10 protein-coding genes are annotated in these 15,801 nt (G+C 69.1%); 6 read left to right on the top strand and 4 right to left on the bottom strand.

Features of this window, described 5'->3' with window-relative positions; translation table 11 throughout:
* Nucleotides 1–63: 63 nt before the first annotated feature.
* The gene (locus CACI_RS46040; protein WP_015793808.1) at nt 64–2,235 is read right to left on the bottom strand and encodes a beta-galactosidase; all 2,172 of its coding nucleotides are present in this window, start codon (nt 2,233–2,235) and stop codon (nt 64–66) included.
* A 356-nt stretch (nt 2,236–2,591) separates the two neighbouring features.
* Here CACI_RS46040 and CACI_RS52790 point away from each other — a divergent pair, with 356 nt between their 5' ends.
* The 3 genes from CACI_RS52790 (at nt 2,592) to CACI_RS25800 (ending at nt 8,261) form a co-directional block, all read left to right on the top strand.
* Entirely contained in the window at nt 2,592–6,053 is a 3,462-nt protein-coding gene (locus CACI_RS52790) for a glycosyl hydrolase family 95 catalytic domain-containing protein (RefSeq protein WP_223297235.1), read from the top strand.
* Between the two features lie 9 nt (nt 6,054–6,062).
* Entirely contained in the window at nt 6,063–7,691 is a 1,629-nt protein-coding gene (locus CACI_RS25805) for an SGNH/GDSL hydrolase family protein (protein WP_015793806.1), read from the top strand.
* 177 nt (nt 7,692–7,868) lie between these two features.
* Complete coding sequence (locus CACI_RS25800; RefSeq protein WP_015793805.1) at nt 7,869–8,261, top strand: nuclear transport factor 2 family protein; 393 nt, start codon at nt 7,869–7,871, stop codon at nt 8,259–8,261.
* A gap of 51 nt (nt 8,262–8,312) precedes the next feature.
* On the opposite strand, the gene CACI_RS25795 is transcribed toward CACI_RS25800, so the two are convergent.
* On the bottom strand, nt 8,313–8,789 hold the full coding sequence (locus CACI_RS25795) for a winged helix-turn-helix transcriptional regulator (protein WP_395993503.1): 477 nt from the start codon (nt 8,787–8,789) through the stop codon (nt 8,313–8,315).
* A gap of 393 nt (nt 8,790–9,182) precedes the next feature.
* Between CACI_RS25795 and CACI_RS25790 the strand changes: the two genes are divergently transcribed.
* Together CACI_RS25790 and CACI_RS25785 are read left to right on the top strand one after the other, a co-directional pair.
* The gene (locus tag CACI_RS25790) at nt 9,183–10,037 is read left to right on the top strand and encodes a universal stress protein (protein ID WP_015793803.1); all 855 of its coding nucleotides are present in this window, start codon (nt 9,183–9,185) and stop codon (nt 10,035–10,037) included.
* Between the two features lie 95 nt (nt 10,038–10,132).
* Complete coding sequence (locus CACI_RS25785; protein ID WP_015793802.1) at nt 10,133–12,175, top strand: NAD(+) synthase; 2,043 nt, start codon at nt 10,133–10,135, stop codon at nt 12,173–12,175.
* 74 nt (nt 12,176–12,249) lie between these two features.
* Here CACI_RS25785 and CACI_RS25780 read toward each other — a convergent pair whose 3' ends face one another.
* A complete protein-coding gene (locus CACI_RS25780; RefSeq protein ID WP_015793801.1) occupies nt 12,250–13,521 on the bottom strand; it encodes an SGNH/GDSL hydrolase family protein in 1,272 nt (423 codons plus the stop codon).
* Nucleotides 13,522–13,754: 233 nt separating this feature from the next.
* Here CACI_RS25780 and CACI_RS25775 point away from each other — a divergent pair, with 233 nt between their 5' ends.
* Nucleotides 13,755–14,654 (top strand): AurF N-oxygenase family protein, encoded by a 900-nt coding sequence (locus CACI_RS25775; protein ID WP_015793800.1) that lies wholly within the window; start codon nt 13,755–13,757, stop codon nt 14,652–14,654.
* A gap of 30 nt (nt 14,655–14,684) precedes the next feature.
* Here the strand turns inward: CACI_RS25775 and CACI_RS25770 are convergent, their stop codons facing one another.
* The gene (locus CACI_RS25770) at nt 14,685–15,752 is read right to left on the bottom strand and encodes a DUF3048 domain-containing protein (RefSeq protein WP_015793799.1); all 1,068 of its coding nucleotides are present in this window, start codon (nt 15,750–15,752) and stop codon (nt 14,685–14,687) included.
* Nucleotides 15,753–15,801 lie beyond the last annotated feature (49 nt).

The following is a 15,801-nucleotide window of genomic DNA, read 5'->3' as shown; positions in this document are numbered from 1 at the left end:
GAGTGGGTTCGCGAGTGGTTCTGGTTCGCTAAAAGCTCGCGAGGTGCCGCGTGGGGTGCTCTCTCAGTCGTGGATGAGGTCGAACTCCTCCCAGGGTCCGATGGCGGTGCGGTTGGCGATCAGCGCTGCGGCGCCGGCGTTGTCCGCCGTGACGATGTCGCCGTTGGCGTGTGCCCGGAGGCTGACGCTGCCGTCGGCGTTGGTGAGCAGGTCGAAGGACTCCCACTGGCCGATCGCGGTCCGGTTGGCGATCAGCGGCGAGGCGCCGGCGTTGTCGGCGCTGACGATGTCGCCGTTGGCGTGTGCGCGAAGGCTGACGCTGCCGTCGGAGTTGGTGATCAGGTCGAACTGCTCCCAGGTACCGATCGCGGTGCGGTTGGCGATCAGCGGGCTGGCTCCGGCGTTGTCCGCCGTCACGATGTCGTTGTTCGCGTGGGCTCGCAGGCTGATGACCGGGCTCGCCGAGCCGCCGCACGCCGCGGGAACCGGCGTGCCGGCCGGCGCCGCGCCGGCCACGATGTTCCACTGCACGAGCTGCGCCGGCTGGATGTTCGGCGCCGTGCAGATCCCGCCGCTGACAGGGTTCTGCGGTACCGCGTTCCCGCTGGCGTCGGTGACGTGGTAGCTCCCGGCTGCCAATCCCAGCCCTGCGAACTTGAAGGTCACCGCGGCGTTGTAGGCGGTGCCCGAGGTGATGTCCGCCAGCGTCACCGTCGCGCCGGTCCCGCTCGCGGCGACGGCTGGCACGACCTGCAGCACGCCGGTGTTGGCCAGCGTCGCGTAGGCCGAGGAGTAGGAAGCCATTTGCGAGCCGTTGCTCAGCAGCGTGCCGCCGGCGGCTTGGTAGGCGCTGAGGTTCGCATCGGTGCCGTTCATCGGCAGGATCGCCTTGTACGAGGACAGCTTCACGGTCCCGTTGGCGACCTCCTGGCTGGTGACGACCGCGAATCCGGCCTGGTAGCCGTTCCACAGGTTGGAGATCGCGTCCTCCATGCTGCCGACCGCGCCGCCGCCGGTGTTGCCGTAGGCCTGGGAGAAGTCCATGTAGACGGCGACCGGCTGTTGCGGATAGGAGCCGCTGATGCGCTGCATCGACGGCAGCCAGGAGGTGTAGATCGGCCAGCCCACGACGTCCTTCTGCGTCCCGTCGTGGATGAAGAAGTCCTCGCCGCCGCCTTCCGGCAGGCCCATGGCGTAGTTCGCCATCCACTGCACCGCCTGCGCGGACAGCTGCGTGCTGTCGCTGGGAGCCGTCCACTCCTGCGCGAGCGGGACGCCGTAGGCGCGAGCCAGGCTGCCGAAGGTCAACGCCAGGCCGGGGGACTGCGCGGCGTCGACGATCACCGTGGCCGAGTACTGCTTGGCCAGGCTGAAGAAGATGTCGGGGATGTTGGCGTAGTTCACCGCGTTCCCGAAGTGCCCGCCGAAGTAGTAGTACAGCGGCGTCGAGGCGGTGACCGCGCGGACCGCCGCGGTGAGGCGGCCGTAGGTGTCCTGCACGCTCCAGGCTCGGAACGCCTGGTAAACGCCCCATAGCGGCTGCCCGATGGCAGCGGCCGGGACGGCGCTGAATGAGGCGTAAGAGGTCTGATACTTGCTGTTGAACGCCGCGACGGTGCCGTAGGTGTTCGGCAGGTAGGTGGTGTGGAACTCGGCGATGTCGGCCGGAGCCCACCCGGAGGCGCCGCCGTTGATGTCCCACTGCGCGTCGAGGAATCCGTAGTCCAGGATGCTGCCGCCGTAGCCGGCGTTGGCGGCTATGTGCGAGACCGTCTTGGTGACGTAGTCGAAGTACGCGGGCTGATTGACCGGGTCCCACCACACGGGAGCGGGACTGCTCGCCCCGGTGCTGTCGGCCTCGCGGCCGGTGACCCAGGAGGCCGGGCTGCCGCCCCAGCCGGAGGACCAGAAGATCGGTATCAGCTTGATCCCGGCCGCGGAGGCGTTCGCCAGCTCCTGATCCAGCTCGGTGAAGCTGAAGCTGCCCTTCGAGGGCTCGATCGTGCCCCAGGGCATGTCGATCTCCGCGGTCGTCAGGCCTTTGGCCTTCAACGCCGCGAAGCTCGCCTGGGACCAGGCCGTCCCGTTGTTGTCGAACTGCAGCTGGGTGGCCCACATCGGGCTCGGCGCCGCCGCGGCGGTCGCGGACGGCGCCGGGGCGGCGGAGGCGGTACCGAGTCCGGCGACGGCGGCGAGCGTGCCGGCGGCCAGGAAGGACAGAGCCCTCATTTTCATGGATACATCCGATGACTGGGTTCGGGTGTCGGCAACCAGACAATCGGAGGCTGAACACCCGTGCGGGATGCTTGACTTATGCGTAACACTAAAACAACATCAGGGTTCTCATGGCAAGAACCTGAAGAGTAAAGACCAAGTATGGATCTAGTGGGTGTTACCGGTGCCAAAGCCTGTGCGCTGCGACGGGCCCGACCGGCAACCCGCAGATCAGTCCTGCAAAAAATCTGAGCAGCGACCTGCAAAAAGTTGCGCAACTCGCGGCGCGCCTGGACGGCGGCGCCATCGTGCGCTACAACACCTCCGATGTCTTCACCCGTGACGGCGTCCCCACGCGCCGCGTCCAGGGAGCACTCGTGTCCAGTCGAAAACTCAGTACCCGTCTGTCCTTCGCGATAGCAGCCGTGCTGGTCGCCACCCCAGCCCTGATCGCCGGCGGCCTGGCTCCGCCGGCAGCCGCCGCCACCACCTCCACCGCGTGGCAGAACGGGGCGTTCCAGGTGAACGCCAGCGGCGTCGTCTCGCGCTCCGACGTCGTCCTCGGCCGGCCCAACACCGCGAACACCCAGTCCCTGCCGCTGGGCAACGGCTCGCTCGGCGTCGCCGAGTGGGCCGCAGGAGGCTTCACCGCGCAGCTCAACCGCAGCGACACCATGCCGAACCGGCTCTCGCCGGGGCAGCTGAACATCCCCGGGCTCAGCGCGATGACCAACGCGTCGAACTTCACCGGCACGCTCGACCTCTACAACGGCGTGCTGACCGAGTCCGGCGGCGGGATGACGCTGCACGCGTGGGTCCCGGCCGGCAAGGACGAACTCGTCGTCGACGTGACCGGCGCGAACCCGGGGACGCAGCAGACTGCGACGCTGAGCCTGTGGAGCGGGCGGACTCCGTCCACCGCCGCCTCCGGCCAGGTCGCGAGCCTGGCGCAGACGTGGGTCGACAACTCCCAGACCGGAAGCTCCGGGCAGACCTTCGGCGCGATGGCCGCGGTCACCGCCGGCGGGCAGAACGTCACCGCCTCGGTGGTCAACTCCACGCAGGTCCAGGTCGGCTTCAAGCCCAACGCCGACGGATCCTTCCGGGTCGTCGTGGCATCGCCGAAATGGACCGGCGGGGATCCGACGGCGACCGCGAACAGCGTCATCGGCAGCGACGCGACTGCCAGCTCCTCCTCCCTGCTCGCCACGCAGTCGGCCTGGTGGAACAACTACTGGGGCAACAGCGGCCTGATCGAGATGAACTCCTCGGACGGCACCGCGCAGTACATGGAGAATCTGCGCACGCTCTACCTGTACTTCGAGGCCGCGACGATGCACGCGGGCACCTATCCCGGCAGCCAGGCCGGCGTCGCGGACCTGTTCAACTTCAGCCAGGACAAACAGGACTGGTACCCGGCCGGGTATTGGCTCTGGAACCTGCGCGGACAGCTCGCGGCGAACATCAGCTCCGGCGACTTCGCGCTCAACACGCCGATCTTCGACATGTATCTCAATGATCTGCCGGCGATCGAGTCCTGGACGAGCGCGCAGATGGGCGGCAAGGCCGGCGCCTGCGTGCCGGAGACCATGCGGTTCAACGGCAACGGCTACTACAACGGCGGGAACAACACGCAGAACGCCTCCTGCGCGCAGGCTTCCAGCCCCACCTACAACGCCCTGACGATCACCAGCGGCGCGGAGATCGCGCTGTGGGTCTGGCAGCAGTACCAGGACACCGGCAACGCCGCCTTCCTGCAGAAGTACTACCCGATCCTGAAGCAGACCGCGACGTTCCTGCTGGCCTACCAGAGCGTCGGCTCGGACCACTTCCTGCACGCCACGGCGAACGCGCACGAGACGCAGTGGGCCGTCCCGGACCCGACCACCGACATCGCCGCCAGCCAGGCGCTGTTCGACGCGACGGTGAAGGCCGCGACCCAGCTGAACACCGACTCGGCGCTGGTCTCGCAGCTGAACACCGCGCTGGGAGAAATCGAGCCGTACGCGCGCAGCAACGCGGGCAAGACGCAGCTGCTCAACGCGCAGCCGACCTCGGCGTCCGCCGCGGCCGGCGTCGACGCGCAGGGCACTGACATCATCGGCGACTCCTACCAGCCGGCGGCCAAGGCGCAGAACGGCGAGAACATCGGTCTGGAGCCGGTCTGGCCCTTCGGCCTGATCGGCGACAACACCGTGGTCAACGGCGACAACCTGACCGCGTTGGCGCAGCGTACGTACACCAACCGGGTCAACAAGACCAACCCCGACTGGAACTTCGACGCGGTGCAGGCGGCGCGGCTCGGCTTGGGCAGCGAGGTCGCCTCTGACCTGAACACCGTGACGCAGAACTACCAGGCGTACATCAGCGGCATGGCGAACCTGTTCAACGGCAGCGTCGGCGACGAGCCCTACATCGAGCAGTCCTCGACGGTCGCGACCGCCCTGGACGAGGCGCTGGCGCAGGACTACGACGGGACGCTGCGCTTCGCGCCGGCGTGGCCTTCGGGCTGGGACGTCTCCGGAACGGTGGCGATCCAGGGCGGGAGCAAGGTCGACGTGCAGGTCGAGGGCGGCACGCTGGCGACCGCCGCGATCCAGGCGGGGACGACGCAGACGATGACCGTGCGGAACCCCTGGCCGGGTAAGCAGGCCGAGGTGGTCAACGGCTCCAGCGGTGCGGTCGTGGTGGCCGCGACGACGAACGGGACGCTGAGCGTGCCGGTCACGGCCGGGTCGACGTACCTGGTCGAGCAGCCCTCGGCGCTGACCACCTCGCTGCCGTTCGCGCAGGTCACCGGCACGAAGGCGACCGCCGCCAAGCACCTGGGCAAGGTCCAGATCGGGCTGGACGGCGGAGCCGTCTCCTTCCCGAACCTGGCCGCGTCGTTCAACAACGTCGGCATCAGCGCCGACACCAACACCGCGCCGGGCAGCTTCGACGGCGGCGGCGCCAGCTTCTCCGAGACCGCGCTGACCAACGCGCACGCCGGTCCGGGCGCGTCGGTGGCGTCCTCGGGCGTCACGTTCACGTTCCCGAACGCGGCGGCGGGCAGCAACGACAACACGGTCGCGGCGGGCCAGACCATCAGCCTGTCGGGGTCCGGGACGCTCGGGTTCTTGGTGTCGGCCAGCTATGGCCCGGCCACCGGGTCCGGCACGGTGAACTACACCGATGGCAGTACCCAGAGTTACAGCATCACGGCTCCGGACTGGTTCTCCACGACGCCGCCGAGCGGCGGAGCGCTGGCGATCAGCTCGGCGTACCAGAACCGGCAGGGGAACACGACGTACAGCGGGACCGGGAACATCTTCTCCGTGCCGGTGGCGCTGACCGCCGGCAAGTCGGTGGCTTCGGTGACGCTGCCCGGCGGCGGGCCGCTGACCTCCGGCACCCCGGCGATCCACGTCTTCGCGCTGGCGACGTCCGGTTCCGGGAGCAGCGGTTCGGCGATCAGCCTGCGGGCGCACGCCAACGGGGACATCGTCACCGCGGACAACACCGGGACGTCGCCGTTGATCGCCAACCGGACGACGGTCGGGGCGTGGGAGACGTTCGACCTCATTAACAACACCGATGGGAGTGTCAGCCTGCGGGCGCACGCGAACGGCGACATCGTGACGGCGGACAACGCCGGCGCCTCGCCGCTGATCGCGAATCGGACGTCGATCGGGCCGTGGGAGGAGTTCGACCTGATCACCAACGCGGATGGGAGCGTCAGCTTCCGGTCGCACGCCAACAGCGACATCGTGACCGCGGACAACGCGGGGGCGGCGCCGTTGATCGCGAATCGGACGTCGGTCGGGCCTTGGGAATCCTTCGATCTCATCCATGACTGAGGAGGATTCATGAGAACTCGTATTGGCTCGGCAGTCGCGGCTCTAGTGACCGCGCTGGCAGCTGCGGTGGCGCCGACGACACACGCTGCGGTCGCTGCTCCCGGTTCCGCTCCCACTCTCGCTCCGGCTGCGTCCGGATCGTGGACCGGGACGTGGGCGGTGTCCCCGCAAAGCGGCGGCTCTTCCTTCGGGCAGCAGACGCTGCGGCAGATCGTGCACACCAGCATCGGCGGGACGTCGGCGCGGGTGCAGATCTCGAACGTGTTCGGCGGGCAGCCGCTGGCGATCGCTGACGTGCACATCGCGCAGCGGTCGTCGGGGTCGGCGATCGTCGGCGGCACGGATCGGGTCGTCACGTTCGGCGGGCAGAGTTCGGTCAGCATTCCGGCCGGCGGGTCGGCGGTCAGCGACGCGATCGCCTTTCCGGTCGCGGCGTTGTCCGATGTCGCGGTGAGCGTCTATCTGCCGCAGGGGAGTGGTTCCTCGACGTACCACCAGCAGGGGACGGCGACCAACTATGTGGCGGCGGGTGATGTCAGCGGGAACGGCAGCCTGTCGAACCCGCAGAACGTCGGCAGCTACTACTTCCTGACGAATCTGGACGTGCAGAACACTGCGTCGCAGGGTTCCGTGGTGACGCTCGGCGCGTCGATCACCGACGGCGTCGCGTCCTCCTCGGACGCGAATCGGCGCTGGCCGAACGATCTGGCGGTCCGGCTGGCTCAGACCGGCCACCAGGTCGGTGTGCTGAACCAGGGGATCAGCGGGAACCGGCTGCTCGTCGACGGCGCCGGGCAAAGCGCGCTGAACCGGTTCGCGCGGGATGTGGTGGCGCAGCCTGGGGTCCGGTGGGTGATCTTCGCGGACGATCCCATCAACGATCTGGGGTCGACCAATCCGCCGCCGAGCTCTGCGCAGCTCATCGCGGGTGTGCAGCAGCTGATTTCGAAGGCGCATCAGAGCGGGCTGAAGTTCCTGTGCTCGACGCTGACGCCGTATCAGGGTGCTTCGTACTGGACGCAGCAAGGGGAGACGGCGCGGGAGGCGCTCAACGCCTGGACGCGCAGTGCGAACAACGGCTGCGACGGCGTGATCGACCAGGACGCGGCGACGCACGACCCGGCGAATCCGACCGTCTACCTGCCGGCGTACGACAGCGGCGATCACCTGCACCCGAACGAGGCCGGTTTGCAGGCGATCGCGAACGCGGTGAACCTCGCCATGTTCGGCGCCCCGGCGACGACTCCGGTGGTCAGCCTTCGGGCACACGCCAACGGCGACATCGTCAGCGCCGACAACGCCGGCGCCTCGCCGCTGATCGCCGACCGGACCGCTGTCGGTCCTTGGGAATCCTTCGATCTCATCAGCAACGCGGACGGCAGTGTCAGCTTCCGGTCGCACGCGAACAACGAGATCGTGTGCGCGGACGGCGGCGGCGCCGATCCGCTGATCGCCAACCGCACCGCCGTCGGGCCTTGGGAGTCGTTCGACCTGCTCGGCGACGTCGGCGGGACGGTGAGCCTGCGTGCCCACGCCAACGGTGAGATCGTCACGGCGGAGAACGCCGGGGCGGCGGCGCTGATCGCGAACCGGACCGCGGTCGGGGGGTGGGAGACCTTCGATCTGATTCAGGACTGAGCTGCTTCTGAGCTGCTGTCCGAGTGCTTCTGAATCGCTGTCCGAGCTGCTGTCCGAGGCGGTGGCGGCTGGGCTATTGTCGGTGGGGACCAAACCTACTGGGCAGTAGCTCAGCCGTTCAGACCCAGACCGGATACAGATCCAGATTCAGATCCCGTGACAGACCAGGAGCGTCCGATGCATCCGTTCCGCGCAGCAGTAGAGGCTCGGGACACGGCCGCGATCGAGGCGATGCTCGCCGAGAACGTCGTGTTCACCAGCCCTGTCGCCTTCAAGCCGTACCCCGGCAAGGCCATCACCGCGGCGATTCTGCGCGGCGTACTGCGGGTGTTCGAGGACTTCCGCTACGTGCGCGAGATCGCCGGCGCCGACGGCCGCGACCACGCGCTGGTGTTCACCGCCACGGTCAACGGCAAGCAGGTCAACGGCTGCGACTTCCTGCACGTCGACGACGACGGGCTGATCGACGACTTCATGGTCATGGTCCGGCCGCTGTCGGGCGCGCAGGCGCTCGCCGAGGCGATGGGTGCGGAGTTCGCGCGGATCACGGAGGAAGTCGTCGGGAGCTGAGACGGCTGACCCGGGATTATTTTCTAGTTCTCGGCGCCGGGATGCTCTTGTCTAGGCTCCGATCGGGCGCACTTCGCCGAGCGCCGTCTCACTGGGACGCACCGGGCTGCCGTCGGGTCGGGCGTACGTCAGGTGCGGCAGCGGTTCGCCGGTCGTCTGGTCGATCAGCGGCCGGTAGTCCTCGCCGGGGTCGAAGGCGTACTGCTCACCCCACTGGCGCAGCGCGATGATGACGTTGAACAGGTCTCTGCCTTTGTCGGTGAGCGCATAGGCCTGATACGCCGAAGTGTCCGCCGCCGGCGCGGTGCGCAGGATGCCCGCCTCGACCAGGCCGCCGAGCCGATCGCTGAGGATGTTCTTGGCGATGCCCAGGCTGCGCTGCAACTGGCTGAAGCGGGCCGGTCCGTCGAAGGCGTCGCGCAGGATCAGCAGCGTCCAGCGGTCTCCGACCAGGTCGACCGTGCGCATCACCGGACATGCGTCCGCGCTCGCCTGCCGTTTGGCCGCCACTGTGGCTCCTCGGGTCATCGGTGGTAGTGAAACAAGACTACATCGGTGGCACATCAAAACCACTTCTGCCTGCGACATACGCCCTGATCGCCCCAGCGATCACCTGACTAGCCCGCTCGCAGCCAACGACCTACGAGGCGCTCCCTCCGCCGAATCTTCAGCGGATGCGAGGCTCCCGTTTCAGACGTGGCCGCCTGGCGCGGGTTCGCCGGTGTCCGCGGTCGCGCCGCGGGTGCCACCTCCTGCGGCGGTGCGTCGTGGCCGGCTGCCTCTCGCGTCCCGTAGGCACTTTCCATCTTTCGCCGGGGCAGGTGTTTCGGCAATTTCTTCGCTGTCGGGGTGGGCGATGACCGGTTCATCGCGGACCATCGGGGTATGGCGGTCGGGGTCGGAGTAGGGAGGCCTCAGACCATGGAATCCGGTGTCGTCGTCGGCTACGACCAGTCCGCGCCCGGGGAGCGTGCTCTCGCTGAGGCGGCTGCCGAGGCGGCGCGGCGGAACGTCGCGCTCACGGTCGTCCACGTGGTCCATCACGTCGGCCCTGACCTCCACCGTGACGCGTCTGCCGCGCGCGACAGGGCCCACTACGTCGCCGAGGAGGGCGTCGGCCGTGCCCTCGCCGGCCATCCCGACCTGACGGTCCAGGCCCGCACCGTCGCCGGTCACCCCTCGGCGGTGCTGGCCGAGGAGTCGTCCGAGGCGGAGCTGCTGGTCGTGGGCCATCACGGGTACGGCGGGATGAGCAGCCTGCGCCCGGGCTCGGTCGCCCTGCGCACCGTGGCGCACGCCCCCTGCCCGTCGATGATGGTGCGCGGCTCGGAGCATCAGAGGCGCGGAACCGTCGTGGCCGCGGTGGATATCGACGGCGGTTCTGAGGAACTGCTCGACTTCGCCTACGCCGAGGCCGCCGCGCGCGGAGCCCGGCTGAAGGCGGTCAGCGCGCTGGACGGATTCTGGCCGCGGATGTTCGCCGGCGACAGCGGCGAGGCGGGGCGCCCCTCCGGCCAGGCGGCGGCGCGCGCCGAGGAGGCGCTGGAGCAGCTGCTGGAGCCCTGGCCGGAGCGGTATCCCGGCGTGGTGACAGACCACGAGCTCATCGAGGGCTCGCCGACGACCTACCTCACCGGCGCGACCACCTACGCCGACCTCATCGTCGTCGGCGTCCACCGGCGCCCGGACAACCGCCACGGCGCCCGCGTCGGACCGGTCGCCGAGACGCTGCTGCTGCACGCCGACTGCCCGGTTGCGATCGTCCCGCACGACTGAGGCCCGCGCGGAGGATCACCGGCGGCCGACCCGACCGGAAGTCGGCGGTGAGCGTAATCTTGCCTTGATCCGTCCGCAGCACCCAGGGATGTCCTTTGAACTTCTGGTCCATTTACCAGCACGGGTTCGCGCGCGTCGCCGCATGCACGGGCCACACGGTCATCGCCGACCCGCGCGCCAACGGTCAGGCGGTCCTGCACCTGGCGCGCCGCTGCGCCGAGGAAGGCGTCGCGATCGCGGTCTTCCCGGAGCTGTGCCTGACCGGCTATTCGATCGAGGACCTCCTGCTGCAGGACGTGGTGCTCGACGAGGTCGAGGACGCGGTCCAGGAGATCGCGGCGGCCACCGCGGACCTGCTGCCGGTGCTCGTGTTCGGCGCGCCGCTGCGCTACCGGAACCGGATCTACAACTGCGCGGTGGTCGTGCACCGCGGCCGCGTCCTCGGCGTCGTGCCGAAGTCCTACCCGCCGAACTACCGCGAGTTCTACGAGCGGCGCCAGATCGCCTCCGGCGAGGACGAGCGCGGCGGGTCGATCACGATCGCCGGGCAGAGCGTGCCGTTCGGAGTGGACGTGCTCTTCGAGGCCGAGGACGTGCCGGGGCTGGTGCTGCACGCGGAGATCTGCGAGGACATGTGGGTCCCGGTCCCGCCGAGCGCCCAGGCGGCGCTGGCCGGCGCGACGGTGCTGGTCAACCTCTCTGGAAGCCCGATCACCGTGGGGCGCGCCGAGGATCGCAGGCTGCTGTGCCGCTCGGCGTCCGCGCGCTGCCTGGCCGCCTACGTCTACGCGGCGGCCGGGCTCGGCGAGTCGAGCACCGACCTGTCCTGGGACGGCCAGACCATGATCTACGAGAACGGCGCGCTGCTGGCCGAGACCGGGCGCTTCCCGCTCGGAGACGCGGTGGCCGTCGCCGACGTGGACCTGGATCTGCTGCGGCAGGAGCGGATGCGGATGGGGACGTTCGACGACAACCGCCGCGCCAACGACGGGAAGACCAACGACTTCCGGCGAGTCGGGTTCCTCCTCGACCCGCCGAGCGCCGACCTGGGACTGCGCCGCGCCGTCGAGCGCTATCCGTTCGTGCCCGCCGACCCCGACCGCCTGGCGCTGGACTGCTACGAGGCCTACAACATCCAGGTCACCGCCCTGCAGCAGCGCCTGGCCGCGATCGGCGGACCGAAGGTGGTGATCGGCGTCTCCGGCGGGCTGGACTCCACGCACGCGCTGATCGTCGCCGCCCGCGCGATGGACCGCGCGGGCCGCCCGCGCTCCGACATCCTGGCCTTCACCATGCCCGGCTTCGCCACCGGCGAGCACACCAAGGGCAACGCCCACAAGCTGATGCGCTCCCTGGGCGTCACCGCCGCCGAGCTGGACATCACCTCCACCGCGCGGCTGATGCTCAAGGAGATGGACCACCCGTTCGGCTCCGGCGAGCCGGTGTACGACGTCACCTTCGAGAACGTCCAGGCCGGGCTGCGCACCGACTACCTGTTCCGGCTGGCCAACCAGCGCGGCGGCATCGTGCTGGGTACCGGGGACCTGTCGGAGCTGGCGCTGGGCTGGTGCACCTACGGCGTCGGCGACCAGATGAGCCACTACAACGTGAACTCCGGCGTCCCCAAGAGCCTGATCCAGCACCTGATCCGCTGGGTGGTCGGCAGCGGGCAGTTCGACGAGGAGACCGGCCAGACCCTGCTGGCGATTCTGGACACCGAGATCAGCCCCGAGCTGGTGCCCGGCGAGGAGTTGCAGTCCACTGAGGACAAGATCGGACCGTACGCGCTGCACGACTTCACGCTGTACTACGTGCTGCGCCACGGCTTCCGGCCCTCGAAGATCGCCTTCCTGGCGTGGCACGCCTGGCACGACGTGAACGCCGGCGCCTGGCCGTCGAACTACCCGGCGGCCAAGCGGGTCGGCTACGACCTGGAGCAGATCCGCCACTGGCTCGAGTACTTCTGCCGCCGCTACTTCGCCTTCGCGCAGTTCAAGCGCTCGGCGATGCCGAACGGCCCGAAGGTGCTGGCCGGCGGGTCGCTGTCGCCGCGCGGCGACTGGCGCGCGCCGTCGGACGGGACGGCGGACGCCTGGCTGCGTGACCTGGCACGGATCGGCGACGCCTCGGATCGATAGCGCGTGACTGCTGGCTAGTCGGCGGCGGCGCTATCGAGCTATCGATCCGAGGGGAGAGAGCGTGTCGCCGCCTCCTAGTGCAGCGCCATGGCCGGGTCGCCGTTGCCATCCAGGCCGGTCCCGGCGATCGTGCAGCTGCCGCTGCGCACCGCGCCGTTGTTGTACGCCTGGCGCACGCAGCTGCGCAGGGCGAGCTGACCCCAGTAGTTCGGGTGCAGCGATTCCTGGATGTAGTACGGGCTGCTGCCGATCGTGGTGACCGTGCGGATCTGGTTGACCCACTCGGTCTTGTCGACCGCGCCGGGGTTCGTCCAGGAACCCAGGCCCTTCTCCTCCAGCAGGCCGACAGTGTTCTCACACAGCCGGCGGCCGTTGAACGCCGAGGAGATGTCGAGCTGCTTCACGTTGCTCAGCCCGCTCTGCGCGACGGCGTTGGAGACCGCGCCGGAGATGGTCGGCAGTGCCGTGCCGTCGGCCCAGTTCGCGTCCGTGTTCCAGAAGCCGCAGCCGCCGGTGGACTGGCGCGTGAAGCCGGACTGGGAGTAGCGGAAGCCCGAGGAGGTCGGGATCGGCGAGGGGTAGTTCTGCACCAGGATCGTGTAGTCGCTGTCGGCGTATCCGGCGTTGGTCATCGCCTGGCGCACGTTCCGCAGCGCCTGCGCGATGTGCGAGGTGACGGCCGCGACGTTGGCCGCGGAGAAGTTGCCGGTGACCGAGGAGTCCTGGCTGCAGTACGACGGCCACCACGACGGCGTGGTCAGGAAGTCCTCCACGCAGGTGGTCACGATCGAGGAGAAGTTGAAGTCGTTCCCGCCGATCGACACCGCGACCATGCCCACCTTGTGGCTCGCGGCGAAGTTCTGCAGCATCAGGGCCTGTCCCTGGTTGCCGCCGGAGTTGTAGAAGTCCAACCCCGGCTTGAAGTTCCCGCTGTCGGTGTAGGTCGCGGTCTCCGCGCCGCTGCACGCCAGGTTCAGCCCGTTCACCCCGCCGCCGATGTAGACCTCGGCGGACTGCGAGCGGTGGCAGCGCGGGATGGTCTCGGCGGTGTGCCCGGCGTTGTCGTAGTACGCCGCCGAACCGAGCGCGTCGATCTCCGAGCTGCTGGTGTTGGTGTTCCCGGCCCAGCGTCCGGCCTCCCCGGAGATGTAGCTGTCGCCGACCGAGACGATCCACGGCGATCCGCCCGGCGTCGCCGCGTGCGCCGCGCCGACACCGACCACGGTCGTGGTGGCGGCGAGCACGGGAACCAGGACCGCGCCGATGATTGTCGTACGAATGATGATTGTCGGACGAATACAGATCAGGGCACGAAGACGAGTGCGCGCCCGATGAAGCCTGCTCATGCTGATGACCTCTCAAGAACCCGACAGGTGGTTGTTCCTTGCCGGGACCCCGATCGGCCGCGTCGCGTCCCTCGTCCCGTGAAACTGGCAGACCGCTCACCACCTGGCAAGGGGTTCGGGCGAGATTGTTACCGCCGGGTATCCCCGGGACCCGCTCTTGACGCTGGGTCCAATAAAAGCCATCCTCGGGAGGGAAGGTTACCGCCGGTAACCCGGGAGCAAGGGGAACGACCATGGCACGCGGGACGCTCGATCGCGAGCAGGTGGCGGCCAGACTGCTGGACGCGTCGGCCAAGCACTCCTTCGACCCGGTGCACGAGGTCGACTGGGATCAGCCGCAGCCGGCGGACCTGTTCTACGCGGTGCCCGAGCACCTGTCGCTGTACGGCACGCCGTTGTGGGAGCGGATGACGCCGGAGCAGCGGATCGAGCTGAGCCGGCAGGAGATCTGCAACATCATGTCGATGGGGATCTGGTTCGAGACCATCCTCATGCGCATGCTGCTGAAGATGGCCTACGAGCGGCACCGGCCGGAGTCGCGGCACGTGCAGTACGCGTACACCGAGGTCGGCGACGAGTGCCGGCACTCGCTGATGTTCATCCGGATGATCGAGACCGTCGGCGCGCGCCCCTACCGCCGCCCCGGCTATCTCAACACCCTGGGCCGCTACGTCCCGGTGCTGCTGCAGGGTGCGCCGATGTGGGTGGGCACGCTCATGGGCGAGGAGATCGTCGACGTGATGCAGCGGGAGATGATCAAGGACGAGCGGGTCCAGCCGCTGGTGCGGCAGGTCTCGAAGATCCACGTCATCGAGGAGACCCGGCACGTCAGCTACGCCCGCGAGGCGCTGGCCCGCCGCCTGCCCCGCGCCGGCCGCCTGGAGCGCGAGCACGCGCGGCTGGTCGCCGCCGAGAGCGCGGTGGTGGTCGGGGAGTTCATGGCGAACCCGGCCGTGTACAAGCGGGTCGGGATCGCCGATCCGGAGGCCGCACGGCGCATGGCGAAGGGCAATCCGCACCACCTGGAGGTGAAGCGGCGGGCGGCGGCGAAGGTGGTGCCGTTCTTCGAGGAGCTGGGGCTGATGGGCGGTCCGACGCTGAAGCGCTGGCAGCGGTCGGGGTTCGTGGGCTGAGGCGGTGCGCTGCGCCCTTGTCTCGCTCGGCTACTGCGGCGTGAGGACGATCCACACCTGGCCGGGGTGGAAGGTCATCGGCTGGCCGTCGAACGTGAAGCTGGTCGGGCTGGCGTCGGTCGGGCGGGACCAGGTGCCGGTGTAGGAGTCGCCGTCGCGCAGGACCACGGCCTTGCCGGTGCCGACGGTCGGGGCGTACGGGGAGAGCTGGTCGGGCACGTCGTGGAACCCGCGCGGCGAGGTGGTCTCGGCGACCTTCTGCAGCACGATGGTCGGCGCGCACAGCGGACCGCCGTCGGTGGTGGAGGCGGCGTGGCCGTCCATGGCGATGAGGTACTCGCCCCGGCTGGCGTCCCAGGTGAAGGTGAAGGACGCCGAGGGCATGCGCGCGGTGAGGCTCGCGGTCGGGATGCCCCCGGCCGGCGCGGCGCCGAAGCGGAAGCCGATGTCCTTGGCGGCAGCGGTGGTGGGGAAGTCGGCGAGCACCTTGGCGGGATTGAGGTACTCGTTGTACGGGGCGCTGCGGGCGCTGTCGCGGGAGAAGGCGGCGCCGTCCTGGTCGGGACTGGTGTTGACGATGTTCGCGGAGGCCAGCACCGGCAGGAACACGCTGAGGGCGCCGGAGTAGGCGAAGTCGACCTTGCCGTACTGCTCCAGGATCGGCAGGTCGCTTTCGCGGGCGCTGCGGATCGGGCCGATCTTGCCGGCGGGGAGGTGGTCGGAGTCGTAGACGGCCAGGAAGCGCGACAGGCCGCCCTCGACTTCGATGGCGTAGACGACGTCGGCGGCGGCCAGGCCGGTTTGGGGGCGGGCGTAGGCGATGTTGTCGATCTTGGCGGCGAGGATCTTGCCGGTTGGGCCGGGCAGGCCGGTCAGCGGGGAGACGGCGTTCGCCGGGGAGGATGCCGCGGGGGTTCCGGTCGGCGCGGTCCTGGCGGCGGGTTTCTTGGGGCTGTGTCCGCAGGCGGTGGCGGTGAGGCAGAGGGCTGCGGTGCAGGTGATCAGCGCGGTGGCGCGGGTTCTGGTTCGGATTCTGGTTCTGGTGCTGACTCTGGTTCTGACTCTGGTTCTGGCGCGGGGTCGGGGCGTGAGTCGCATGGGTCGGTCTTCCTCCCCCTCGGCGCTTCGCAGGGAAACGACGTATGTC

The sequence above is a fragment of the Catenulispora acidiphila DSM 44928 genome (genome assembly GCF_000024025.1).
GTDB lineage: Bacteria > Actinomycetota > Actinomycetes > Streptomycetales > Catenulisporaceae > Catenulispora > Catenulispora acidiphila.
The sequence above is the reverse complement of the archived record's forward strand: the minus strand, read 5'-3'. Positions and strand labels throughout refer to the sequence as shown.

Coding starts and splice junctions, on each gene's coding strand:
- CACI_RS25775 (WP_015793800.1), top strand. CDS start 13,755: ATGGCACGCGGGACGCTCGATCGCGAGCAGGTGGCGGCCAGACTGCTG.
- CACI_RS25780 (WP_015793801.1), bottom strand. CDS start 13,521: ATGAGCAGGCTTCATCGGGCGCGCACTCGTCTTCGTGCCCTGATCTGT.
- CACI_RS25805 (WP_015793806.1), top strand. CDS start 6,063: ATGAGAACTCGTATTGGCTCGGCAGTCGCGGCTCTAGTGACCGCGCTG.
- CACI_RS46040 (WP_015793808.1), bottom strand. CDS start 2,235: ATGAAAATGAGGGCTCTGTCCTTCCTGGCCGCCGGCACGCTCGCCGCC.
- CACI_RS25790 (WP_015793803.1), top strand. CDS start 9,183: ATGGAATCCGGTGTCGTCGTCGGCTACGACCAGTCCGCGCCCGGGGAG.
- CACI_RS25770 (WP_015793799.1), bottom strand. CDS start 15,752: ATGCGACTCACGCCCCGACCCCGCGCCAGAACCAGAGTCAGAACCAGA.
- CACI_RS25795 (WP_395993503.1), bottom strand. CDS start 8,789: ATGACCCGAGGAGCCACAGTGGCGGCCAAACGGCAGGCGAGCGCGGAC.
- CACI_RS25800 (WP_015793805.1), top strand. CDS start 7,869: ATGCATCCGTTCCGCGCAGCAGTAGAGGCTCGGGACACGGCCGCGATC.